This window comes from Citrobacter europaeus (assembly GCF_037482245.1).
GTDB classification, from domain to species: Bacteria; Pseudomonadota; Gammaproteobacteria; order Enterobacterales; family Enterobacteriaceae; genus Citrobacter; species Citrobacter europaeus.
The window spans coordinates 3,686,846-3,710,384 of record NZ_CP148084.1 but is presented as its reverse complement, the minus strand read 5'-3'; the positions used below and the strand labels follow the sequence as shown (position 1 = coordinate 3,710,384).

General features: G+C 51.9%; 19 protein-coding genes. 12 read left to right on the top strand and 7 right to left on the bottom strand.

Translation table 11 applies throughout. The annotated features are described in order from the left end of the window. Nucleotides 1-48 precede the first annotated feature (48 nt). Nucleotides 49-1,080 (top strand): TMAO reductase system periplasmic protein TorT, encoded by a 1,032-nt coding sequence (gene torT, locus WHR59_RS17505; protein WP_043015488.1) that lies wholly within the window; start codon nucleotides 49-51, stop codon nucleotides 1,078-1,080. On the opposite strand, the gene torR is transcribed toward torT, so the two are convergent. Beyond that, nucleotides 1,053-1,745, bottom strand: coding sequence for a two-component system response regulator TorR (gene torR, locus WHR59_RS17500; RefSeq protein ID WP_043015489.1), 693 nt, complete (start codon nucleotides 1,743-1,745; stop codon nucleotides 1,053-1,055). The genes torT and torR overlap by 28 nt on opposite strands. Nucleotides 1,746-1,876: 131 nt before the next feature. On the opposite strand from torR, the gene torC reads away from it, so the two are divergent. The 3 genes from torC to torD are packed head-to-tail and all read left to right on the top strand — an operon-like array spanning nucleotide 1,877 to nucleotide 6,196. Further along, nucleotides 1,877-3,055 carry a pentaheme c-type cytochrome TorC gene (gene torC, locus WHR59_RS17495; protein WP_043015490.1) on the top strand — a complete coding sequence of 393 codons (1,179 nt, stop codon included), beginning with the start codon at nucleotides 1,877-1,879 and terminating at the stop codon, nucleotides 3,053-3,055. Then, nucleotides 3,045-5,585, top strand: a complete 2,541-nt coding sequence (torA, locus tag WHR59_RS17490; RefSeq protein ID WP_338843337.1) for a trimethylamine-N-oxide reductase TorA — start codon at nucleotides 3,045-3,047, stop codon at nucleotides 5,583-5,585. The genes torC and torA overlap by 11 nt, the downstream gene beginning before the upstream one ends. Continuing rightward, on the top strand, nucleotides 5,582-6,196 hold the full coding sequence (gene torD, locus WHR59_RS17485) for a molecular chaperone TorD (protein WP_338843336.1): 615 nt from the start codon (nucleotides 5,582-5,584) through the stop codon (nucleotides 6,194-6,196). Before torA ends, torD begins: the two co-directional genes overlap by 4 nt. Before the next feature lie 54 nt (nucleotides 6,197-6,250). Here torD and uspF read toward each other — a convergent pair whose 3' ends face one another. Continuing rightward, on the bottom strand, nucleotides 6,251-6,679 hold the full coding sequence (gene uspF / locus WHR59_RS17480; RefSeq protein ID WP_003021923.1) for a universal stress protein UspF: 429 nt from the start codon (nucleotides 6,677-6,679) through the stop codon (nucleotides 6,251-6,253). Between the two features lie 528 nt (nucleotides 6,680-7,207). On the opposite strand from uspF, the gene WHR59_RS17475 reads away from it, so the two are divergent. Both WHR59_RS17475 and WHR59_RS17470 read left to right on the top strand, forming a co-directional pair. Continuing rightward, complete coding sequence (locus WHR59_RS17475; RefSeq protein WP_181634006.1) at nucleotides 7,208-8,302, top strand: NapC/NirT family cytochrome c; 1,095 nt, start codon at nucleotides 7,208-7,210, stop codon at nucleotides 8,300-8,302. A 20-nt stretch (nucleotides 8,303-8,322) separates the two neighbouring features. After that, nucleotides 8,323-10,767, top strand: a complete 2,445-nt coding sequence (locus WHR59_RS17470) for a trimethylamine-N-oxide reductase 2 (RefSeq protein ID WP_043015495.1) — start codon at nucleotides 8,323-8,325, stop codon at nucleotides 10,765-10,767. Nucleotides 10,768-10,835: 68 nt separating this feature from the next. On the opposite strand, the gene WHR59_RS17465 is transcribed toward WHR59_RS17470, so the two are convergent. From WHR59_RS17465 to cusR, 4 genes are all read right to left on the bottom strand, one after another. Further along, nucleotides 10,836-11,639: an MBL fold metallo-hydrolase gene (locus WHR59_RS17465; protein WP_047412866.1), complete on the bottom strand. Its 804-nt coding sequence runs from the start codon at nucleotides 11,637-11,639 to the stop codon at nucleotides 10,836-10,838. A gap of 83 nt (nucleotides 11,640-11,722) precedes the next feature. After that, nucleotides 11,723-11,932, bottom strand: coding sequence for a hypothetical protein (locus WHR59_RS17460; protein ID WP_047412863.1), 210 nt, complete (start codon nucleotides 11,930-11,932; stop codon nucleotides 11,723-11,725). Nucleotides 11,933-12,055: 123 nt separating this feature from the next. After that, nucleotides 12,056-13,507 carry a Cu(+)/Ag(+) sensor histidine kinase gene (locus WHR59_RS17455; protein WP_087051605.1) on the bottom strand — a complete coding sequence of 484 codons (1,452 nt, stop codon included), beginning with the start codon at nucleotides 13,505-13,507 and terminating at the stop codon, nucleotides 12,056-12,058. Further along, the gene (gene cusR, locus WHR59_RS17450) at nucleotides 13,497-14,180 is read right to left on the bottom strand and encodes a copper response regulator transcription factor CusR (protein ID WP_338843335.1); all 684 of its coding nucleotides are present in this window, start codon (nucleotides 14,178-14,180) and stop codon (nucleotides 13,497-13,499) included. Before cusR ends, WHR59_RS17455 begins: the two co-directional genes overlap by 11 nt. Before the next feature lie 195 nt (nucleotides 14,181-14,375). Between cusR and WHR59_RS17445 the strand changes: the two genes are divergently transcribed. The 4 genes from WHR59_RS17445 (at nucleotide 14,376) to WHR59_RS17430 (ending at nucleotide 20,662) form a co-directional block, all read left to right on the top strand. Continuing rightward, complete coding sequence (locus WHR59_RS17445; protein ID WP_043015500.1) at nucleotides 14,376-15,758, top strand: efflux transporter outer membrane subunit; 1,383 nt, start codon at nucleotides 14,376-14,378, stop codon at nucleotides 15,756-15,758. A 32-nt stretch (nucleotides 15,759-15,790) separates the two neighbouring features. Then, the gene (gene cusF / locus WHR59_RS17440; protein ID WP_338843334.1) at nucleotides 15,791-16,138 is read left to right on the top strand and encodes a cation efflux system protein CusF; all 348 of its coding nucleotides are present in this window, start codon (nucleotides 15,791-15,793) and stop codon (nucleotides 16,136-16,138) included. A 76-nt stretch (nucleotides 16,139-16,214) separates the two neighbouring features. Then, nucleotides 16,215-17,507, top strand: coding sequence for an efflux RND transporter periplasmic adaptor subunit (locus WHR59_RS17435; RefSeq protein WP_338843333.1), 1,293 nt, complete (start codon nucleotides 16,215-16,217; stop codon nucleotides 17,505-17,507). A gap of 11 nt (nucleotides 17,508-17,518) precedes the next feature. After that, nucleotides 17,519-20,662, top strand: coding sequence for a CusA/CzcA family heavy metal efflux RND transporter (locus WHR59_RS17430; protein ID WP_338843332.1), 3,144 nt, complete (start codon nucleotides 17,519-17,521; stop codon nucleotides 20,660-20,662). A 51-nt stretch (nucleotides 20,663-20,713) separates the two neighbouring features. Here the strand turns inward: WHR59_RS17430 and rclR are convergent, their stop codons facing one another. Then, nucleotides 20,714-21,568 carry a reactive chlorine-specific transcriptional regulator RclR gene (rclR, locus tag WHR59_RS17425; protein ID WP_338843331.1) on the bottom strand — a complete coding sequence of 285 codons (855 nt, stop codon included), beginning with the start codon at nucleotides 21,566-21,568 and terminating at the stop codon, nucleotides 20,714-20,716. A 237-nt stretch (nucleotides 21,569-21,805) separates the two neighbouring features. Here rclR and rclA point away from each other — a divergent pair, with 237 nt between their 5' ends. Together rclA and rclB are read left to right on the top strand one after the other, a co-directional pair. Then, nucleotides 21,806-23,131, top strand: coding sequence for a reactive chlorine resistance oxidoreductase RclA (rclA, locus tag WHR59_RS17420; RefSeq protein ID WP_338843330.1), 1,326 nt, complete (start codon nucleotides 21,806-21,808; stop codon nucleotides 23,129-23,131). A 168-nt stretch (nucleotides 23,132-23,299) separates the two neighbouring features. After that, entirely contained in the window at nucleotides 23,300-23,530 is a 231-nt protein-coding gene (gene rclB / locus WHR59_RS17415) for a reactive chlorine resistance periplasmic protein RclB (protein ID WP_043017861.1), read from the top strand. The last annotated feature ends 9 nt before the right edge of the window (nucleotides 23,531-23,539 follow it).

Below are 23,539 nucleotides of genomic sequence, written 5' to 3'. Positions count from 1 at the left end.
AAAAGAGGAAAGCAACTAGGATAAAGCCTTATCAATGATGAGGCTATCATGCGCGTATTGGTTTTCCTGCTTATCACGCTTTTTCCCGGTCTGGGTCACGCGACCGTGCCCGCACTACTGCGCTGGCAGGATAGCCAGCAGGCTGTCCCGGCGCCGCAAACGGACGTTACTGCAAACAAAATCTGGAAACTGTGCGCGCTGTATCCCAGCCTGAAGGATTCTTACTGGCTTTCCGTAAATTACGGCATGCTTGAGGCGGCGAAAAAATACGGAGTGAGCCTGAAGGTGCTTGAAGCGGGAGGGTATCGTCAGTTAAACATGCAAAAATCTCAAATCGCTCAGTGCCAGCAATGGGGCGCGGATGCCATTTTGTTAGGCAGCAGCACGACGACTTTTCCAGATTTGCAGACCCAGGTTGGATCGCTGCCTGTTATTGAGGTGGTGAATGCGATCCATGACGCGACGGTAAAGGCGCGGGTTGGGGTTCCGTGGTTTCAGATGGGGTATCAGCCAGGCCGCTATCTGGTTAAGTGGAGCGGCGGTAAACCGCTAAAGGTCTTATTATTGCCCGGGCCTGACGACGCCGGAGGCAGTCGTGAGATGGTGGAAGGATTCCGCCAGGCGATTGCCGGCAGTCAGGTGCACATTGTGGATGTGGCGTTAGGGGATAATGATATTGAAGTTCAGCGCAACCTGTTGCAGGAGATGCTTGAGCGTCACCCGGATGTTGACGTAGTGGCCGGTACGGCAATTGCTGCGGAAGCCGCCATGGGGGAGACGCGGAATCAGGGCACGCCGCTAACCGTAGTCTCTTTTTATCTGTCGCACCAGGTGTATCGCGGGCTTAAACGCGAAAGAATCATAATGGCTGCCAGCGATCAGATGGTCTGGCAAGGTGAACTGGCGATTCAGCAGGCTATCAGGATATTACAAGGGCAACCGGTGTCGGAAAATATCAGCCCACCGATCCTGGTGCTCACCCCGAAAAATGCCGACAGCCAGCATGTTAAGTGCTCGCTGTCACCCGGCGGATTCCGTCCTGTTTATCTGTATCAGTACACGTCAGCCGCTAAAAAATAGCCTTCCCCATGCTGCGTCACCAGTAAATCCGCTCGTAGCTTGTGGCGTAAACGGCGGATCAGCACATCTACGGTGCGTAAGTCTGGATTGTCCACCCGTCGTGCCGAAAGCATGCGCAGTAAACGTTCGCGGCTGAGAATCTCCCCCGGATTGGTGACAAAAGCGACCAGCATTTCATATTCGGCGCGGGTGAGTTTGATCGCTTCTTCACCCAGTTCCAGGGTATGACGAGAGACATTCAGACAATACCCGGCAAACTGATAGCAGTTGTCTTTGGCCTCCGGCTGCGCCTGACGGGCAAGGTCGATCCGCCAGAGCAAGTTTTTCACCCGTACCACCAGTTCACGTAGCTCCAGCGGCTTGGTGACATAATCATCAGCGCCCATTTCCAGGCCAACGATACGGTCAATTTGGTCACTACGGCCCGTTACCAGAATGATCCCTACCGTTGAACGTTCTCGCAGGGCACGGGTCAGCATTAAGCCATTTTCATCCGGGAGGTTAATATCCAACAGAATAAGATCCACAGGGTGCTGCGACAGGATTTCACGCAGGCCGGCTCCGCTGGCGGTGACAGAGACATGATAACCTTCCTGTTCAAAATAAGTCTGTAACCGTGCCTGGGTCACGGGTTCATCTTCAACAATTACAATGTGATGCGACATCCTGGTTGCTGTCTCTTTCTGTTCATATCTGTTCACATTTTGCCGTAAGCCATTCATCCTGACCAGTGTTGCTGTTCACATTTGAGAAATAAGATCCTCTGTAACTAAACCATATAATTACAGGGGCTATTATGCGGAAACTTTGGAGGGCGCTACTCAGACCGAGCGCACGTTGGTCAGTGTTGGCGCTGGTCGTCATCGGGATTGTGGTTGGTATCGCGCTGATCGTTTTGCCGCACGTTGGCATCAAATTAACCAGCTCTACCGAGTTTTGCGTGAGCTGCCACAGCATGCAGCCGGTTTATGAAGAATATAAACAGTCCGCGCATTTTCAGAATGCCTCTGGAGTGCGCGCAGAATGCCATGACTGTCACATTCCTTCAGATATTCCGGGCATGGTGAAGCGTAAGCTGGAAGCAAGCAACGATATTTATCAGACCTTTGTTGCCCACTCTATAGATACGCCTGAAAAATTCGAGGCCAAACGCGCCGAGCTGGCGGAGCGAGAATGGGCGCGGATGAAAGAGAACAACTCTGCTACCTGCCGCTCCTGTCATAACTATGATGCGATGGATCATGCTAAGCAGCATCCTGAAGCCGCACGCCAGATGAAGATTGCGGCCAAGGACAACCAATCCTGTATCGACTGCCATAAAGGTATCGCGCACCAGCTTCCCGATATGAGCAGTGGTTTCCGCAAACAGTTTGACGAGTTACGCGCCAGGGCGAACGACGATGGCGATACGCTCTACTCTCTGGACATCAAGCCTATTTATGCCGCTAAGGGTGATAAAGAACCTGCTGGCTCACTGCTACCCGCCTCTGAAGTAAAAGTGTTAAAGCGTGATGGCGATTGGCTGCAAATTGAAATTGTGGGCTGGACCGAGAGTAACGGACGCCAGCGCGTGTTGGCGCAACTGCCGGGCAAGCGCATTTTTGTGGCCTCCATTCGTGGTGACATCCAGCAGCACGTGAAAAACCTGGAGCAAACTACCGTCGCGGAAACGAATACGCAGTGGAGCAAGCTGCAGGCCACCGCCTGGATGCAAAAGGGCGATATGGTCAACGACATCAAACCTATCTGGGCCTATGCCGACTCGCTCTATAACGGAACCTGTAACCAATGCCACGGCGCGCCAGAGAAAGAACACTTTGACGCTAACGGCTGGATTGGCACGTTGAACGGCATGATTGGATTTACCAGTCTGGATAAACGTGAAGAACGTACCTTGCTGAAATATTTGCAGATGAATGCCTCTGACACTACGGATAAGCCGCATGGCGATAAGGGAGAAAGCAATGAAAAATAACGATCTCTTTCAGGCATCTCGCCGACGTTTTCTACTGCAGTTGGGCGGCTTGACCGTAGCCGGTATGTTGGGACCTTCTCTGCTTACGCCCCGTAGCGCCAATGCTGCAGAGGTGCAGGGAGCTGGCGTCAAAGAGGGGATCCTGACCGGTTCTCACTGGGGGGCAATCCGTGCCACTGTTGTTGATGGCCGTTTTATTGAGGCCAAACCGTTTGAGCATGATAAATACCCGTCAAAAATGATCGCCGGACTGCCGGATCACGTACATGGCGGCACGCGTATTCGCTATCCCATGGTCCGCGTCGACTGGTTGCGTAAACGCCATCAGAGCGATACCACACAGCGCGGAGATAACCGCTTTGTGCGCGTTTCGTGGGATGAAGCGCTGGACTTCTTCTATCAGGAGCTGGAGCGCATTCAGAAGACCTATGGTCCGAGCGCGCTGCTGACGGCCAGCGGCTGGCAATCAACCGGCATGTTCCATAATGCTTCCGGGATGCTGGCGCGCGCCATTGCGCTGCATGGCAACAGCGTGGGTACCGGGGGCGACTATTCCACCGGTGCTGCTCAGGTGATCCTGCCGCGCGTGGTCGGGTCAATGGAGGTATATGAACAGCAGACTTCCTGGCCGCTGGTACTGAAAAATAGCAAAACGATTGTGCTGTGGGGTTCCGACCTGATTAAAAATCAGCAGGCGAACTGGTGGTGTCCGGATCATGATGTCTATGAATACTACGAGCAACTGAAGGACAAAGTGGCGCGCGGCGAGATCTCGGTTATCAGCGTTGATCCGGTCATCACCTCGACTCACGACTACCTGGGCCGCGACAAGGTTAAGCACATCGCCGTGAACCCGCAGGCTGATGTGCCGCTACAGCTGGCGCTGGCGCACACGCTCTTTACCGAGAAGCTCTACGATAAGCATTTTCTTGATAACTACTGCGTTGGGTTTGAGCAATTTCTGCCTTATTTGCTGGGCGAAAGTGACGGACAGCCTAAAGATGCGCAGTGGGCGGAAAAAATATGCGGGATTGATGCCGATACGATTCGTGAACTGGCGCGGCAGATGGCGGGCGGCAGAACGCAGATTATTGCCGGCTGGTGCGTGCAGCGTATGCAGCACGGGGAGCAGTGGGCATGGATGATTGTGGTGCTGGCCTCAATGCTTGGACAAATCGGCTTACCCGGCGGTGGGTTTGGCTTTGGCTGGCACTACAACGGCGCAGGCACCCCGGGGCGTAAAGGCGTTATCCTGAGCGGATTTTCTGGCTCCACTACCGTTGCGCCTGTACATGACAGCACCGATTTTAAGGGCTACAGCAGCACTATTCCGATCGCACGTTTTATCGATGCGATTCTGGAACCGGGCAAAAAAATTAACTGGAACGGAAAAACCGTCAAGCTGCCGCCGTTAAAGATGTGCGTTTTTGCCGGGACTAACCCTTTCCATCGTCACCAGCAGATCAACCGTATTGTTGAAGGCTGGCGTAAGCTGGAAACCGTTATCGCCATCGATAATCAGTGGACGTCGACCTGTCGATTCGCCGATATCGTCTTGCCCGCAACGACCCAGTTTGAGCGTAACGATCTCGACCAGTATGGCAACCACTCTAACCGCGGCATTATCGCTATGAAACAGCTGGTGCAGCCGCAGTTTGAAGCGCGTAATGATTTCGATATTTTCCGCGATCTTTGCCGCCGCTTTAATCGTGAAGAAGCCTTCACCGAAGGGCTGGATGAGATGGGGTGGTTGAAACGGATCTGGCAGGAAGGTAGCCAGCAGGGGAAAGGGCGCGGGGTTCATCTCCCGGCTTTTGACGTTTTCTGGAATCAGCAGGAGTATGTTGAATTCGAACATCCACAGATGTTTGTTCGTCATCAGGCCTTCCGCGAAGATCCCGATCTTGAGCCGTTGGGTACGCCGAGTGGTTTGATCGAGATTTTCTCAAAAACGATTGCCGATATGCAGTATGACGACTGCCAGGGGCATCCGATGTGGTTTGAGAAAATCGAACGTTCCCACGGTGGGCCGGGGTCGCAGCGTTGGCCGCTGCATCTGCAATCGGTTCACCCGGATTTCCGTCTGCACTCGCAGCTTTGTGAATCTGAAGCGCTACGTAAACATTATGCGGTAAGTGGTAAAGAGCCGGTATTTATCAACCCGCAGGATGCCAGCGCAAGGGGGATTCGCAACGGTGATATTGTCCGTGTGTTTAACGCACGTGGACAAGTACTGGCCGGAGCGGTTGTCTCCGATCTTTACACTCCGGGCGTGGCGCGTATTCACGAAGGTGCCTGGTACGATCCTGACAACGGTGGAGAAACCGGGGCGCTGTGTAAATACGGCAATCCGAACGTGTTAACGTTAGATATCGGCACGTCTCAACTGGCGCAGGCAACCAGCGCCCATACTACGCTGGTGGATATTGAGAAATATACCGGCAAAGTGGATAACGTGACGGCGTTCAGCGGCCCGATAAAAATGGTGGCGCAGTGCGAATATGTCCCGGCAGAGAAGGTGACGTCATGATGAAACGCTCTTCCCTGACCACAGAACAGATAGCCTGCGTTTACGCCTGGCTGGCGCAGTTGTTTTCCCGGGAGCGTGATGACCAAAGCCTGGCGCTTTTACAGGCCAGCGAAATGGCTGAGTGGTTCGCGGTGCTAAAAGATGAACCGTCGCTTGAGGCGGAAGTTCTTTTGCTGGAGGAGAAAATTGCTGCGCTTCAGGTGCGCGAAGACGCTACCCTGGAACTGGCGGCTGATTTTTGCAGCCTGTTTCTGATGTCGGACAAACATGCGGCGTTACCCTATGCGTCGGCTCATCTGGAAGGCGGGCAGAATTACGGGGGTATTAAACAATTGTTATCTGATGCGGGCATGCAGGTAAGCGATACGTTTAGCGAGTCAGCCGATCATCTGGCGATTTTTATCGAACTGTTAAGCCATCTGCATTTTTCTCTCGGAGAGTCGGGGCTTAGCCGCCAGCGTATTGATGCACTGCGCAGAGAAACGCTGGTGGGGCTGTTACGCTGGTTACCGACGTTCACCGCCAAATGCCGCCGCTATGATGACTTTGGTTTCTACGGCGCGCTGAGTCAGCTGTTGCTGGCGTTGGTCAGACTGGATAATCAGAACTGAGTGATGGCCTAAGCCACAAAAAACGGGAGCAAATTCGCTCCCATTTTAACCCTATCACCGCACAACCAGCACCGGGCATTTCGCGTGGCGTACGACGGCTGCCGCCGTTGACCCCAGCAGATATGTGCTAAAACCGGGCTTATGTGAGGCGATGACAATAAGCTCGGCGTCAACCGCTTCCGCCAGCTTGAGGATCTGGTCCTTCGGCGGGCCATAAACGACATGAGTCTGACTCCTGCCAGCAGGAATATTGAACTGCTTAATAATTTCTTCGAGTTTTTCGCTGGCCTTGGCCTGCAGACCACTTCTGTCCGGAAATTCGGTAGAGTAGGCCAGCCCCAGCGAGGCATAAAACGGAACGGTAGGAATAACGGCTAAAAAGTGGACCTTAGCGGTTTTGGCATGCGCCTGGACCTGGGGAACAACATGGCGGGTTAAATCGGTTTCAGAGATATCAATGGGCACCAGAATTGAGCGATACATATTCACTACCTCCTGTTTGTTTACCTCTACCCAGAGTGTAGCGAAAGTTGGCTCTGTATAATAAGTGACCAGATCAAGGTTACGTGCATAAATGCGCGTCAATGAAAGGCGTGTGTCGCAAGTCTGCTCATAAATGTATATCTGAGCAACACTGCAAGACAGATATCTTCATTAATACGTGTAATCAAAAAACAGAAAAGGGTTCTTTTTTATGTGTTTTCATTATATATTTAATTATATAACGAGTGTCACCAAGGGGTTAATTTCAGCAGCTTTTAAAATTTATCAAACTTTTATTCTGATGTTTATGAAATTAGTAGTTAATCCAACCTTGTGTTTGGTTTAAAATTCTGATTTTAAACGAAATTTGATATTTGCATTTCGTTCTCATTAATTATGCGAGCCCCTTCAAACTTACCCGCATGCTGATTCTCATTTCCCTCTGTGTTTGATGAATATCAATAAGTAACCGCGTTAGGGTAATTATTGTCTACCCATTAAAGAGTATTCGTCTTGTGGGAATAAAAGATGAGAAAAATAAATAAAACCATCCTCTGGACGATGCTGCTGTCCATTGTTCTTGGGGCTGTTATCGTTTTGGCAGGGCAATGGACCTTGCACAAAACGTCAAGCACGGAATTCTGTTTATCGTGCCATACAATGCAGGCCCCCTATGAGGAATATACCGGTTCGGTTCACTTTCAGAATCAGAAAGGGATTCGTGCAGAGTGCGCGGATTGTCATATCCCGCAAGGCGGGCTGGATTATCTGGTGGCTAAACTGCGGGCCTCAAAAGATGTTTATCATCAGTTCATAACCAAAAAAATCGATACCCCGGAAAAATTTGAAGAACACCGTCTGGAGATGGCGCAAACCGTCTGGGCACAGCTCAAGGCGAGTGATTCTGCGACCTGCCGTAGCTGTCACAGCATGGACGCGATGGATCTTGCCGCACAAAGCGCAGATGCGCAGAAAATGCACAAAATGGGCATCGCGGAAAAGCAAACCTGTATTGATTGCCACAAAGGCGTCGCCCATTTCCCACCTGAAGTAAAAATGGATGACAGCGCGCTCAAAGGGCTTGAAGCACAGTCAGCCTCCACTCCTGCCTCGGCAACTGAGCTTTATGCCGTAAGCAACACCGCGCTTGGCGATTTGGGAACCGTTTACCCGGCAACAAAAATGCAGGTCCTGAAATCAACGGACACTACGCGACAGGTCGAGATTCGCGGGAGCCAGATGCAGGGAAGTGAACAGGTCATTTACTACGCGGCAGGACAGCGTTTGATTCTTGCCAGCCTGAGTGAAAAAGGTCAGCAGTCGCTGAAAATCCTCTCCGACTGGAAAAAAGATGATTACGGCAATGCGTGGCGAGATGTGGTACTGCAGGGTGAATGGAGCGGTTCCGCTCTCGCCAGCCGCGAACCCATGTGGGATTACGCACGCAAACTCGACAATGTGTATTGCGCGGGCTGCCATGCGCCAATTCCGGCGAATCATTTTACGCTCAACGCCTGGCCTTCAGTAGCGAAAGGGATGGGCGCTCGCACCAATATCAGTGAAACCGAACTGGATATCCTGAGCCGTTACTTCCAGTACAACGCTAAAGACATGAACAAATAAGCGATAAATCAGGAGAAATCATGAAACTCACAAGACGTGACTTTATCAAGACGGCTGGCGCGGCAACCGGGACAATGGCGATTTCTTCGGTGATCCCAATGCCAGCCTGGGCCGAAGGCCAAAATGGCGGAGCGATTCTGACGGCTGCACGTTGGGGTGCGGTATACGTGGAAGTAAAAGACGGCAAAGTGGTTTCCTCAAAAGGGGCATTGCCGAAAACGGTGCCGAACTCGTTACAGCAAACCGCGCCGGATCAGGTTCATACCAATATCCGCGTTAAATATCCGATGGTGCGCAAAAGCTATCTGGAAAACCCGGGTAAAGCGGATGGTAAACGTGGCAACGATCCTTTCGTGCGAGTGAGCTGGGAGCAGGCGCTGAAGCTCATTCATGAGCAGCATAGCCGGATCCGTAGCAGCTATGGGCCGTCCTCAATATTTGCCGGTTCCTATGGCTGGCGCTCCAGCGGCGTTCTGCATAAGGCGCAAACCTTACTGCAACGCTATATGAGCATGGCCGGTGGCTACGCCGGTCATACCGGAGATTATTCAACCGGGGCGGCGCAGGTGATCATGCCTTATGTCGTGGGATCGGTTGAGGTCTATGAGCAGCAAACCACCTGGCCGATGGTGCTTGAGCACAGTCAGGTCGTGGTGCTGTGGGGGATGAACCCGCTCAACACCCTCAAAATTGCCTGGAGCAGCACGGATGAACAGGGGATTGAATACTTTAATCTGCTGAAAAAATCAGGAAAAAGCGTTATCGCCATCGATCCAATGCGTTCTGAAACCATTGAGTTCTTTGGTGATAATGCCACCTGGATTGCGCCACATATGGGGACCGATGTGGCGATGATGTTAGGGATCGCCCATACGCTGGTGAAGAAAAATCTCCATGACAAAGCCTTCCTGGAAAAATACACCACCGGTTATCCGCAGTTTGAGGAATACTTGCTCGGCAAGAGCGATAAAATAGAGAAAACCGCCGAGTGGGCTTCCGGCGTGTGCGGCGTGCCTGCTGAGCAACTGGAAAAACTGGCGGAAATTTTCTCCAGCAATAAAACCATGCTCATGGCAGGTTGGGGGATTCAGCGCCAGCAATATGGTGAGCAAAAACACTGGATGCTGGTGACTCTGGCGGCGATGCTGGGGCAAATTGGTACCGAAGGCGGCGGCTTTGGATTCTCGTATCATTATTCCAACGGCGGTAACCCAACGCGCACGGGTGGGGTATTGCCAGCAATTTCCGCCAAAATTGAGGGGGGGTCATCAGCGGGTAACGACTGGGCGGTTTCCGATGCGGTAACCAGCCTGCCGGTAGCGCGAATTGTTGAAGCGCTGGAAAACCCAGGCGGTAAATATCAGCATAATGGTAAAGAGCAAACCTTCCCGGATATCAAAATGATCTGGTGGGCGGGCGGTGCTAACTTTACCCATCATCAGGATACTAACCGCTTAATTACAGCCTGGCAGAAGCCTGAACTGGTTGTCATCTCTGAGTGCTACTGGACCGCAGCGGCCAAACACGCTGATATAGTCCTGCCGATCACCACCTCGTTTGAGCGTAACGATCTGACCATGACCGGTGATTACAGTAACCAACACCTGGTGCCGATGAAGCAGGTCATCGCGCCGCAGTTTGAATCCCGCAGCGATTTTGACGTATTTGCCGATCTGGCTGAGATGCTCAAGCCGGGAGGTAAGGCGGTCTACACCGAAGGCAAAGACGAAATGGCGTGGCTGAAGCAGTTCTATGATGCCGCGCAAAAAGCCGCCCGCGCCCAACGTGTCGCTATGCCTCAGTTCAACGCGTTCTGGCAGCAGAATAAACTGATCGAAATGCGTGAGAATGAAAAGAATAACAAATATGTGCGCTACGCGGATTTCCGCAGCGATCCGGTGATGAATGCGCTGGGAACGCCGAGCGGTAAGATAGAAATCTACTCGAAAACGATTGAAGGCTATCAATATAAAGATTGTCCGCCGCATGCGTCATGGATTGAACCCGATGAATGGAAAGGAACTGCGGATAAAGATCAACTGCAACTGCTGACTGCGCACCCGGCGCATCGTCTGCATAGCCAGCTGAACTACGCGTCGCTGCGCAAAGAGTACGCTATTGCCAATCGCGAGCCGGTCACCATTCACCCGGATGACGCGAAAGCCAGAGGGATTGCCGAAGGCGATCTGGTCCGCGTATGGAATGCGCGTGGGCAGGTGCTGGTGGGGGCGCACGTTAGTGACGGCATTAAACCGGGAATTATCTGTATCCATGAAGGTGCATGGCCGGATATTGAAAACGGTATCTGTAAAAATGGCGGCGCGAACGTACTGACGGCAGATATCCCGACTTCAAGGCTGGCGAATGGCTGTGCGGGGAATACCAGCCTGGTATACGCAGAAAAATTCACCGGTGAAGCGCCAAAACTCACCGTCTTTGATGAGCCAGCCATTGTCACTATGTAACGAAGGCTGATAAACGGGAGCCGCGAGGTTCCCGTTTTTTATTGCTGTTTTGGCCATGTTTACTGTCGTTACTCTGCCAGCACAATTACATCTCCCGTTGCCGGGGCGTCAGTTCCCGGTAGCCATAATCGCCCCCACGAACCGGTGCAATGACAGCCGAGTAGTTTTTCGGGTTGCTGTTGCTTAATAAATTGTCGGGTTCGCCATAGCTTAGCGGGGGAGGCGGCACGTAAATGAAATCCACCGACGAGGGCGTAAATTTGATTAATGCCGGTAATGTTCTGGCAATGGCGTACGATATTCTCTATTCCCCGATGCCCGCATCCGGTAATGATGACTAACCCACGCTCCGATTTATATATCAATACGCCTTCATCGCTGATGTAATCCGGTTGGGGCGTCTCCTTACTAATAACACCATAGGCCTGTGGAGTGGGGACACTGATTTCCCCTGACCACAAAAAGCGCTCGCTGATAGCTAGCGGCTCGCGGGTGTATTCCATGATGAGCCGAGAGTAGTCGTTATCACGCGAGAGTTTTTTTATTTTCCTTGTCGTTCCTGCCAGGGTTATTGAAGCGTACCGCTCGCAGGCTATTTGGGGATGGCAAATGATACGGCTGTTATCCGCAAGCCACGGCACGCCGCCGCAGTGATCGTAATGGCCGTGCGACAGTACCACGGCGGTCAATTGCGTCAGGTCTACGCCCATTTGCGCGGCGTTAAGTATGTAGCTGTCGTCCGGCCCAGTATCAAACAGTATGCTGGTGGTTTCATCCTGAACTAACAGACTTAACCCAGGCTTTGCCCGTAATGATTTATCCGCGCCCGCAGCACGCCGGTTTTCAAGCAATACCGTGAGGGTTAAAGCCATACCTGTCTCCAGTATTCAAACGGCATACTGTAATGCATGGTTTTTGAGAGCGCTGTGATCGCAGCGCCCTTTGGCGTTATCCGTTATCGTGTAGAGCTTGCCTGCGCACGGTGTTTTTCCGCCTGCTGCTCATGGGCATAGGAATGAGCATTATTTGTCGACTGATGTACTACCATTGCCTTTTCATGTTCATTCATTTGTGAAAATGATTGTGCATGGGGTGACGTCTCTGCCGCATTAACGCCAGCTGAAATAAAAAACGCGATAGCTAAAAAAGAGGACATCTTATTCATCATATTTCTCCTGTATGGGTTTACGGAAGAAATTATAATTGGCGAGGTCGGTCAGCGGCGTGACTGAATTATGACGGTTGTGTCAGACAACAGGTGATGACATATATCTGTCATCACCCGGAATTATTTCGCGTGCTTGGGCAGCGTCAGAATAAATCGGGTAGCAAGCTGATCGGATGAAACCGAGACTTTTCCCTGATGGGCGATGACGATTGATTTCACTATCGCCAGGCCAATACCGCTGCCTTCGCCTTTGCGCTGTCGCGAAGGGTCTACCCGATAAAATCGGTCAAAGAGCCGGGGGAGATGCTGTGGGGGAATGGGGGGGCCAGGATTTTCCACGATTATCTGCACCTGACTGTCCGCCTCTTTCACCCGTACGGTTACCGACTCGCCTTTTGGCGTATAGCGCATAGCATTTGATAGAAGATTGCTCACCGCCCGGCGTAGCATTAACGGATCGCCCGAAACCCAGCACGCGCGTCCTTCAAAACGTAAGCCAACCTCGCGCTCTTCTGCCCAGGCCTCGAAGAAGTCGAACACTTTACCCACCTCATCAGCCAGATTAAGCGCTGTCTTTTCCGGGATGAGCTGATTGTTGTCCGCCTGCGCCAGAAACAGCATGTCGCTGACCATTTTCGACATACGACTAAACTCTTCGAGATTGGAATACAGCACATCTTCCAGCTCTTTTTGGCTGCGGGTCTGGCTGAGCGCAATTTCCGTTTGCGTGACGAGGTTAGTTATTGGCGTGCGGATCTCATGGGCAATATCCGCCGAGAAGTTCGACTGACGTTTAAATACGTCCTCAATGCGCTCGATCATGTGATTAAACGAACTTACCAGCTGTTCCAGCTCAATAGGAACAGCTTGCGGATCGAGGCGTACATCCAAATCTTTTGAGGTGATATTTTGGATGCGGCGACTGACGTTACGGATCGGTTCATGGCCTTTATAGACAGCGAACAGCACGATAAAAACAATCATCATGCTAATCAGTGATGCCGTCATAATCAGTTTGTTTTTCAGGTCGTTAATATAGTGCAGATGAAAATCGATCGATAATGCCAGATACAGCGTATATGCCGGTTTTCCATCGGTAAGCTGTCCTACAGGCAGGCGAATCATTCGCCAGTTAGACGACGTTTTCTGCCCGTGGACATGTCTGGGCGTTTGTAGCGTTGGGCCGGAGATAATAAAAACATCGCTGGCATGGGCATTTTTATCCGGCCTTGCACTGGAAATAAATTGCCGGAGATCGGGTGCATTGGGCGAATGAAAAATGGCTTTCTGATTACTATCTTCCAGAGAAATAATGACGTTCGAGTAACCCGCTACCACGTTTTTTAGCGTTTCCAGACGGCGTGATTCTGGCTCGTTAGGTTGGTTAATAATCCGCTCCAGCGTGGCGCTGATCTCTTGTAGATCATTGATATCCTGCTCGGCGAAATGGACCTTTACAGAGTGGATCATTATCCAGGCAAAGGCGAAAAATGACGCGATCGTCGCCAGACTGATAAAAAATGTCAGCCGTGTCGCCAGCGAAAAAGGGCGTCGCCATCGTTTACTGGCCATCAGGAACCTCAAGCATATATCCCACGCCGCGCACGGTCTGGATCAGTTTCGGCTCAAAGTCGTTATCGATTTTGGCGCGCAGACGTTTCACGGCCACGTCGATAGCATTGGTATCGCTGTCAAAATTCATATCCCAGACCTGAGACGCGATCAGCGAGCGGGGTAAAACTTCCCCCTGATGGCGCAGGAAAAACTCAAGCAACGTAAACTCTTTGCTGGTCAGGGTGATGCGCGTACCGCTGCGGGTGACTTTTCTGCTGAGCAGATCGACCATTAAATCCGCGACCTGAAACTGGCTCTCGACAATCACCGCCGCACCCCGGCGTAGCAGCGTTCTGACCCGTGCCAGCAGCTCGGCGAAGGCGAACGGTTTAACCAGGTAGTCATCCGCGCCTAATTCCAGACCTTTAACCCGATGTTCAATGGTGCCCAGCGCAGTGAGAAGAAGAATTGGCATCCCTTTGTTCGCGGATCGCAGCATCCGCACGATATCCCAGCCGTTTACATCCGGCAGCATGATGTCGAGTATGAGCAGGTCGTAATCACTGGTCATCGCCAGGTGATACCCGTTCAGGCCGTTATCCGCTAAATCCACGACAAAACCCGCTTCCGTCAGGCCTTTCGTCAGGTATTCACCGGTTTTTTTCTCATCTTCGACTATCAAGACCTTCATCGCATTCTCCTTCTCGCACTGGTTGTGCGGACTTTCAATTCTAGGGAAGCGGGATCGGATAGCAATCGGTTATTGGGAAAATGACAGTTTTGTCATTTTCCTGTCACCGGTTAAACAGAGTCAGTTGGTTAAAGTACAACACTATAAATTCCTACACATTTTAGGGTCATCAGTCCGGTCAGGACGAGAAGAACTATGAGCAAATTTAAGCTTCTTACCCTCAGCGCTGTATTCGTTCTCGCCGGTTGTTCATTGGCGCCGGACTATCAGCGTCCGGCATTGCCAGTGCCGCAGCAATTCTCCTTAAGCCAGAATGCGTTGGTTTCTGCGCCGATGGGATATCAGGATACGGGCTGGCGGACTTTCTTCGTTGACCCCCAGGTAAAGGCGCTGATCGGCGAGGCGCTGATTAATAACCGCGATTTACGTATGGCAGTGCTGAAAGTTCAGGAGGCGAGAGCGCAATATGGCGTCACCGACGCTGACCGCTATCCGCAACTCACGGCAGGTTCCAGCGGCACCTACAGCGGTAAATTAAAAGGCGATAGCAGCACCAACCGCGAATTCGAAGCCGGGCTGAATCTCAGTTTTGATCTCGATTTCTTTGGCAGGCTGAAGAATATGAGTGAAGCCGAGCGACAGAACTTCTTTGCCAGCGAAGAGGCGCGTCGGGCGGTGCATATCTCATTAATCTCCAGCGTGTCACAAAGTTACTTCAATCAGCGTCTGGCTTATGCGCAATTGCAAATTGCCGAAGAAACGTTGCAAAACTATCAGCGCTCATACGCTTTTGTGGAGAAACAGTTGCTGACCGGCAGCACCAACGTACTGGCGCTGGAACAGGCGCGCGGCGTAATTGAAAGCACGCGCAGCGAAATCGCGAAGCGTAAAGGTGAACTGGCGCAAGCGAACAATGCGCTGCAGCTGTTGCTGGGTACGTACGGGAAATTACCCAACGACCAGATGCGCAGCGGCGGGGATATTAAACCGGTAACGCTGCCGCCATCGTTGTCATCGCAAATACTGTTGCAGCGCCCGGATATTTTGGAAGCTGAGCACGGATTAATGGCGGCGAATGCCAATATCGGCGCCGCGCGGGCGGCATTTTTCCCGTCGATTACCCTGACCAGTTCAGTTTCCAGTAGCAGCAGCGATCTCTCCAGCTTATTTAATGCCGCCAGCGGAATGTGGAATTTTGTTCCCAAAATAGATATTCCAATTTTCAATGCCGGGCGTAATCAGTCGAATCTCGACCTCGCCGAAATACGCCAGCAGCAGTCGGTGGTGAATTACGAACAAAAAATTCAGAACGCCTTTAAAGAGGTGGCGGATGCGCTGGTATTGCGCCAAAGCATTGCCGATCAAATTCGCGGTCAGCAGCGTTATCTGACCTCATTGCAAATCACCTTACAGCGCGCCAGAGCGCTTTATCAAAATGGCGCGGTTAGCTATATCGAAGTTCTGGATGCCGAACGTTCCTTATTCGCCACGCAGCAATCACTGCTCGATCTTAATTACGCCCAGCAGGTTAATGAAATTAAGCTGTTTGCTGCCTTAGGCGGCGGTTGGGTGGAGTAATCCTTAATATTAACTTTTCAGGAGCATCAATTATGAATATTACCGCCAAAGCCGTGCTGTTTAGCCTTTTTTCTCTGGTCATGTTTAACGCTCAGGCCAATGAGTATCAGCATGGCGAAATGATGGATATGCAGCCAGCGGCTCAACAGGAACAACTCATTAGCGCCACGGGAGTGATTGAAGCTGTTGATAGGGACAGTAAAAAAATCACGATTAAGCATGACCCTATTCCTGCGGTGAACTGGCCTGCCATGACGATGCGTTTTACGTTGGTTGCCGACACGAAGGCTGATGATATTAAACCCGGCGATAAGGTTGCGTTTACGTTTGTTCAGCAGGGAAATCTCTCTGTATTACGTGATATTCACATCAGTAAATAACGTTCTCGCTGGTCTCTTTTATTCTTACCCGGATTATTCGTAATGCGGGTGAGACTATCGCGCAATGGAAATCACTATGGCGTCTTTAAATATTAAAACTACCGCGCTTATTCTCGCAGGCATGATTGCCGGTGGGGTTATTTCTGTCGGTATTTATACTTATTATTCATCCGTAAAAGCAACGGCTGAAACCGGGCAGGCTGCGCCAAAAGAAGACAGAAAAGTTTTGTTTTGGTACGACCCCATGTACCCGAACACGCGCTTTGATAAGCCGGGTAAATCGCCATTTATGGATATGGATCTTATCCCGAAATATGCCGATGAAGAGACCGCGAGCGCGTCAGCGCCTGGCGTACGAATCGATCCCACCCAGACCCAGAATTTGGGGCTAAAAACAGAACCTGTGCGCCGTGGGCCGCTGCACTACGCGCAAACTTTCCCGGCTAACGTTAGCTATAACGAATACCAGTTCGTTATTGTCCAGGCACGCTCCGCAGGCTTTATCGAAAAGGTTTACCCGCTCACCGTGGGCGACAAAATTAAGCAAGGCGCGCCGCTTATCGACCTGACGATTCCCGACTGGGTTGAGGCGCAGAGCGAATATTTATTGCTGCGTGAGACCGGCGGTAGCGCGACACAGGTGGAAGGCATTCTGGAGAGGTTACGCCTGGCCGGTATGCCTGAAGCGGATATTCAGCGCTTAAAATCGACGCGTAAAATTCAAACCCGCTTCACCCTGAAAGCACCCATTGATGGGGTGATCACTGCATTTGATTTGCGTACCGGCATGAACATTTCCAAAGACAATGTGGTCGCGAAAATTCAGGGTATGGACCCGGTATGGGTCAGCGCGTCGGTCCCGGAATCTATTGCCTGGCTGATTAAAGACGCCTCGCAATTTAGCATCACTGTGCCAGCCTGGCCGGACAAGACTTTCACCATCAGCAAATGGAATATCTTACCCAGCGTCGATGCCACCACGCGGACGTTGCAGATCCGTTTGCAGGTCGAAAACCGCGACGAGGCGCTCAAACCGGGGATGAATGCCTACCTGCAACTGAAAACGCAAAGTAAGCCGATGTTGCTGATCCCGTCTAAAGCGTTAATTGATACGGGTACCGAACAGCGGGTGATTACCGTTGATCATGAAGGTCGATTTGTGCCGAAGCAGGTTGCGGTATTCCATGAATCACAGGGACTAACGGCTATTCGCTCCGGCCTGACGGAAGGCGAGAAGGTGGTGTCCAGCGGTCTGTTCCTGATCGACTCCGAGGCGAATATCTCCGGCGCGCTGGATCGTATGCGCGCCCAGAATAGCGGTGCACAAGACGCAGTCGCTAGCCCAGCCCCGGCGGCCCATTCACACTGAGGATATGATAAATGATTGAATGGATTATCCGCCGCTCAGTAGCAAACCGTTTTCTGGTAATGATGGGGGCGCTGTTTCTCAGTATCTGGGGAACCTGGACCATCATCAATACCCCGGTTGATGCGCTGCCCGATCTCTCTGATGTTCAGGTGATCGTCAAAACCAGTTATCCGGGGCAGGCGCCGCAAATCGTTGAGAATCAGGTGACCTACCCGTTAACCACCACCATGCTGTCGGTTCCGGGCGCGAAGACGGTGCGCGGCTTCTCGCAGTTTGGCGATTCCTATGTATACGTCATTTTTGAGGATGGCACCGATCCTTACTGGGCGCGCTCGCGCGTGCTGGAGTATCTCAACCAGGTTCAGGGCAAATTACCGGCAGGCGTTAGCGCGGAAATGGGGCCGGACGCCACGGGCGTCGGCTGGATTTTTGAATACGCGCTGGTCGATCGCAGCGGGAAACATGACCTGGCGGAATTACGTTCTCTGCAGGACTGGTTTTTAAAGTATGAGTTAAAAACGATTCCGAACGTGGCTGAAGTAGCCTCGGTAGGCGGCGTGGTTAAACAGTACCAGGTCGTTATCGACCCGATGAAGCTCACGCAATATGGCATTAGCCTGGCGGAGGTGAAATCTGCGCTGGACACGTCGAATCAGGAAGCGGGCGGTTCGTCAGTTGAGATGGCTGAAGCGGAATACATGGTTCGCGCCAGTGGCTATCTGCAAACGCTTGATGATTTCAATAACATCGTCCTGAAAACAGGGGCCGACGGTGTGCCTGTTTACCTGCGCGATGTCGCGCGCGTGCAGATTGGGCCGGAAATGCGCCGTGGGATCGCCGAACTCAATGGTGAAGGCGAAGTGGCGGGCGGGGTGGTTATCCTGCGTTCCGGTAAAAATGCGCGTGAAGTTATCTCCGCTGTTAAAGCCAAACTCGACACGTTAAAAAGTAGCCTGCCGGAAGGCGTGGAGGTAGTTACAACATACGATCGCAGTCAGCTCATCGATCGCGCCATTGATAATCTGAGCTATAAGCTGCTGGAAGAGTTTATCGTTGTTGCACTGGTGTGCGCTCTGTTTCTGTGGCATTTGCGTTCGGCGCTGGTGGCGATTATTTCCCTGCCGCTGGGGTTGTGTATCGCGTTTATTGTGATGCATTTCCAGGGACTGAACGCCAATATCATGTCGCTTGGGGGAATCGCCATTGCCGTCGGGGCGATGGTCGATGCCGCGATCGTGATGATTGAAAACGCCCATAAGCGGCTGGAAGAGTGGGGGCATCAGCATCCGGATGAAAAACTGGATAACGCAACGCGCTGGAAGGTCATTACCGACGCCTCGGTAGAAGTCGGCCCGGCGTTGTTCATCAGCCTGCTGATTATCACCCTGTCATTTATCCCTATTTTCACGCTTGAGGGGCAAGAGGGGCGACTGTTTGGCCCGCTGGCATTCACCAAAACATATGCCATGGCAGGCGCGGCGTTTCTGGCCATTGTGGTAATTCCAATCCTGATGGGATTCTGGATCCGTGGCAAGATTCCGGCGGAAAGCAGCAATCCGCTAAACCGCTTCCTGATCCGTATTTACCATCCGCTGCTGTTGAAGGTGCTGCACTGGCCTAAAACTACCCTCCTGGTGGCGGTGCTTTCAATACTGACGGTTATCTACCCGCTGAATAAAGTTGGTGGGGAATTCCTGCCGCAGATTAACGAAGGCGATTTACTGTATATGCCTTCAACCTTGCCAGGAATTTCGGCGGCGCAGGCGGCGGATATGCTGCAAAAAACCGATAAGCTGATCATGACCGTTCCGGAAGTCGCGCGCGTGTTTGGTAAAACCGGTAAGGCGGAAACCGCAACGGATTCCGCGCCGCTGGAAATGGTTGAAACGACAATCCAACTGAAGCCGCAGGAGCAGTGGCGTCCGGGAATGACGATGGACAAAATCATCGCCGAGCTGGACAAAACCGTGCGCTTGCCGGGGTTGGCGAACCTGTGGGTTCCGCCTATCCGCAACCGTATCGACATGCTCTCTACCGGTATCAAAAGCCCAATTGGCATTAAGGTGTCAGGTAACGTTCTGACTGATATCGACGCCACGGCGGAACAAATCGAAGAGGTGGCCAGAACCGTACCGGGCGTCTCTTCGGCGCTGGCTGAGCGTCTGGTGGGAGGGCGCTATATCAACGTAGACATCAATCGGGAGAAAGCAGCGCGTTATGGCATGACCGTAGGCGCAGTGCAGCTGTTTGTCACCTCAGCGGTGGGGGGCGCGATGGTGGGCGAAACGGTGGAAGGGATTGCTCGTTATCCTATCAATCTGCGCTATGCGCAGAGCTATCGCGATAGCCCAGAAGCGCTGCGTAATCTGCCGATTCTGACGCCCATGAAGCAGCAAATTACGCTGGCAGATGTTGCAGATGTGACGGTAGTTTCTGGTCCGTCAATGTTAAAAACTGAAGATGCGCGACCAACCAGCTGGATTTATATCGACGCCCGCGACCGTGACATGGTTTCGGTGGTGAACGATCTGAAAAAGGCTATTGCTGAAAACGTACAGTTAAAACCGGGGACCAGCGTGGCTTTTTCCGGGCAGTTCGAGCTGCTTGAACGCGCCAGCCATAAGCTCAAACTGATGGTGCCGATGACGCTGATGATTATCCTCGTTCTGCTTTATCTAGCTTTCCGTCGCTTTGGCGAGGCGCTGCTGATTATCACCAGCGTCCCCTTTGCGCTGGTGGGCGGCATCTGGTTTCTCTACTGGATGGGGTTTCATATGTCGGTTGCAACCGGAACCGGGTTTATTGCGCTCGCCGGCGTTGCCGCAGAATTTGGCGTGGTGATGCTGATGTATCTGCGTCACGCCATTGAAGCTGAACCTGCACTGGAAAATCCGCAAACCTTTACCGCTGATAAGCTGGATGAGGCGTTGTATCACGGCGCGGTGCTGCGTGTGCGTCCGAAAGCGATGACCGTGGCGGTAATTATCGCGGGTTTGCTACCTATCTTGTGGGGGACGGGGGCAGGCTCAGAAGTCATGAGCCGTATAGCCGCACCGATGATTGGCGGTATGATCACTGCGCCATTGCTGTCGCTGTTCATTATCCCGGCAGCTTATAAGCTGATGTGGCTGCACAGGCATCGCAGCCAAAAGTAATGCTCTGAAGCGCTCGCCTGCGTCGGTTTGGTCGCCGAAGCAGGCGTAGCTTTATGCTTCCAGGGCTTTCACGCGTTTGCGGTACTCGCCCGGCGTGCAGCCAAATTCCCGTAAAAAGACTTTATGGAACGACGATTCGCTGGCGTAGCCTACCGACTCGGCGACGACAATCAAAGGCTGCGACCCGCGTGACAACATCTGGGCGGCGAATTGCAGACGTAAGGTGGTTAACACCGCCAGCGGTGTGGAATTTGACACTTCACGGAATAGCTGTGCGAAGCTGGCCCGCGACATATGTGCCCGTTTTGCCAGCTCTTCAACGGTCCAGGCAAAAGCCGGTGACTCCAGCATCAGGAATACCACGGCCCCCAGTTTGGGATGCAGCAATAAATTCAACACGTTCTGTGCGGGCGTCGCTTGGGTTAGCCACTCGCGAACGGCGAGTGTGAACAGTGTGGCGCATTGTTGGCTACATACTACACTGGAGCCCGGCAGCGCACTCATGGATTCCTGTTGCATCAGTGCGATCATAGCCTTGAGCCAGTGGCTGACGGGGCTGTTTTCATCAGGCGCCAGAACCAGAACTTCCGGCAGCGCAGTTAAAAAGTAACGAGAGGAAGCATGCAGTCGCAGGCTACCGCATACGATATGCGTTTGTTCATCGCCGGACTGGCACAACCGGTGCGCGGAGTTTTGCGGTAGGATAACAAGAATGCCTGGCCGCAGGGTGAATGATGTCCCGTCGGGCATCTCCAGTAGGACCGCTCCCTGAGTAACCGTATGCCAGCGGATAACGGACAACTCTCCCGCCGCGTGTGGCAACTGCCAGTCTCTGCTCAGTAGACAGTTCTGGTCGATCGAGCCTTGCGGGTCATTAAGCATCAGTAATCGGCTAAGGGTATCCATGAAGACTCCTGAACAGTTTTATTTATTGTTTGTTGAAACGGCATTATCTCTTTAATTAATTATTATTTTAATACCTTCAAAGTGTTAGTGTATTTTTGTGTTCTATAAACGTTAGTCATCTTTAATGGTGATTTAGACGATTTGACAGTTAATCGCGCGTTATGGATACGTTGTTTTGTCAGGGCTCAACCTATACTTCAGTTCATCAAACGAACAGTGACCTGGCGGAGAGACAGCATGAATCAGTATCAGGCGATTATTATCGGATTTGGCAAAGCAGGGAAAACGCTGGCGGCTACCCTGGCGAAAACGGGCTGGCGTGTGGCGATTATTGAACAGTCAAACACCATGTATGGTGGGACATGCATCAATATCGGCTGCATTCCAACCAAAACCCTGGTACATGATGCTGAACTTCAGCATGACTTTGCTGCGGCCATGCAGCGCAAGACCTCCGTTGTCAGCTTTTTGCGTGATAAAAACTTCCATAATCTTGCCGATCTGGAAAACGTGGATGTGATTGAAGGGCGGGCCGAATTCGTTGATAACCATACCGTGCGGGTCATGCAGTCAACCGGCGCGATTGAGCTAAGCGGTGAGAAGATCTTTATTAATACCGGCGCGCAGTCAACGATTCCGGACGTAGAAGGATTAACGACTACACCGGGTGTGTTTGACAGCACTGGCCTGTTGAATTTGACGCAACGTCCTGAACGTTTAGGTATTTTGGGCGGCGGTTATATTGGCGTTGAATTCGCATCGATGTTTGCCAACTTCGGCAGTAAGGTCACTATTTATGAAGCGGCCCCGCAGTTTTTACCCCGCGAAGATCGGGATATTGCTGACGCTATCGCTAATATTCTATGCGACAAAGGGGTTGAGATTATCCTCAATGCCAGGGTTCAGGCGGTTTCATCCGAGGACGGCGAGGTACGGCTGCAAATGCCGGAAGGCGCACACACAGTGGATGCGCTGTTGGTGGCATCGGGTCGCAAACCTGCAACTGAAAATCTACAGTTGCAGAACGCGGGTGTGGATGTAAATGACCGTGGCGCCATTATTGTGAATAAATACCTGCGTACCTCGGCAGACAATATTTGGGCAATGGGCGATGTCACGGGGGGATTACAATTTACCTATATCTCGCTGGATGATTTTCGCATTGTGCGTGACAACCTGTTAGGCGAGGGATTACGTCATACCGGCGATCGCCAAAACGTACCGTATTCCGTCTTTATGACGCCACCGCTTTCCCGCGTGGGGATGACCGAAGAACAGGCTCGCGCCAGCGGCGCGGCGATGCAGGTAGTTACACTACCTGTTGCGGCTATCCCGCGTGCACGGGTGATGGATGACACGCGTGGTGTCCTTAAAGCGGTGGTGGATAGCGAAACGAAACAAATATTAGGCGTATCGCTGCTGTGCGTGGATTCTCATGAGATGATTAATATCATTAAAACCGTAATGGACGCGGGTTTACCGTATACCACATTGCGCGATCAAATATTTACGCATCCGAGCATGAGTGAATCACTGAACGATCTCTTTTCTCTCGTTAAATAATAAAAGCGTAGTCTGCATGTTTGCCCCGCCCGTGTGGGGCTTTTTTTATCTATTTATCGGCTGGATACTAATTGACAGTTATTCTGGCGTGATGGATGAAATGAAATAAGTCGACGTATTTTATTATATTGCTACTGAAACTACTGGTTAATGGAAATACACATGAACATGTTTAAAAGTACCTTACTAATGACCGCGTTATTGACTGCGCCGGTGACATTTTCCGCATTGGCGCAAACCGAGGTTGCCCACGTTAGCGTGTCTGGCATAGCGGATTCACCTTCCGTGATAGAGGATGCTATTGCGAAACTGGCTCAGGAAAATAATGCAACTTCCTGGAAAATAACCTCAATGCGCATTGATAGCAGTACTCACGCAACGGCAATTTTGTACAAGTGAGGAGAGTCT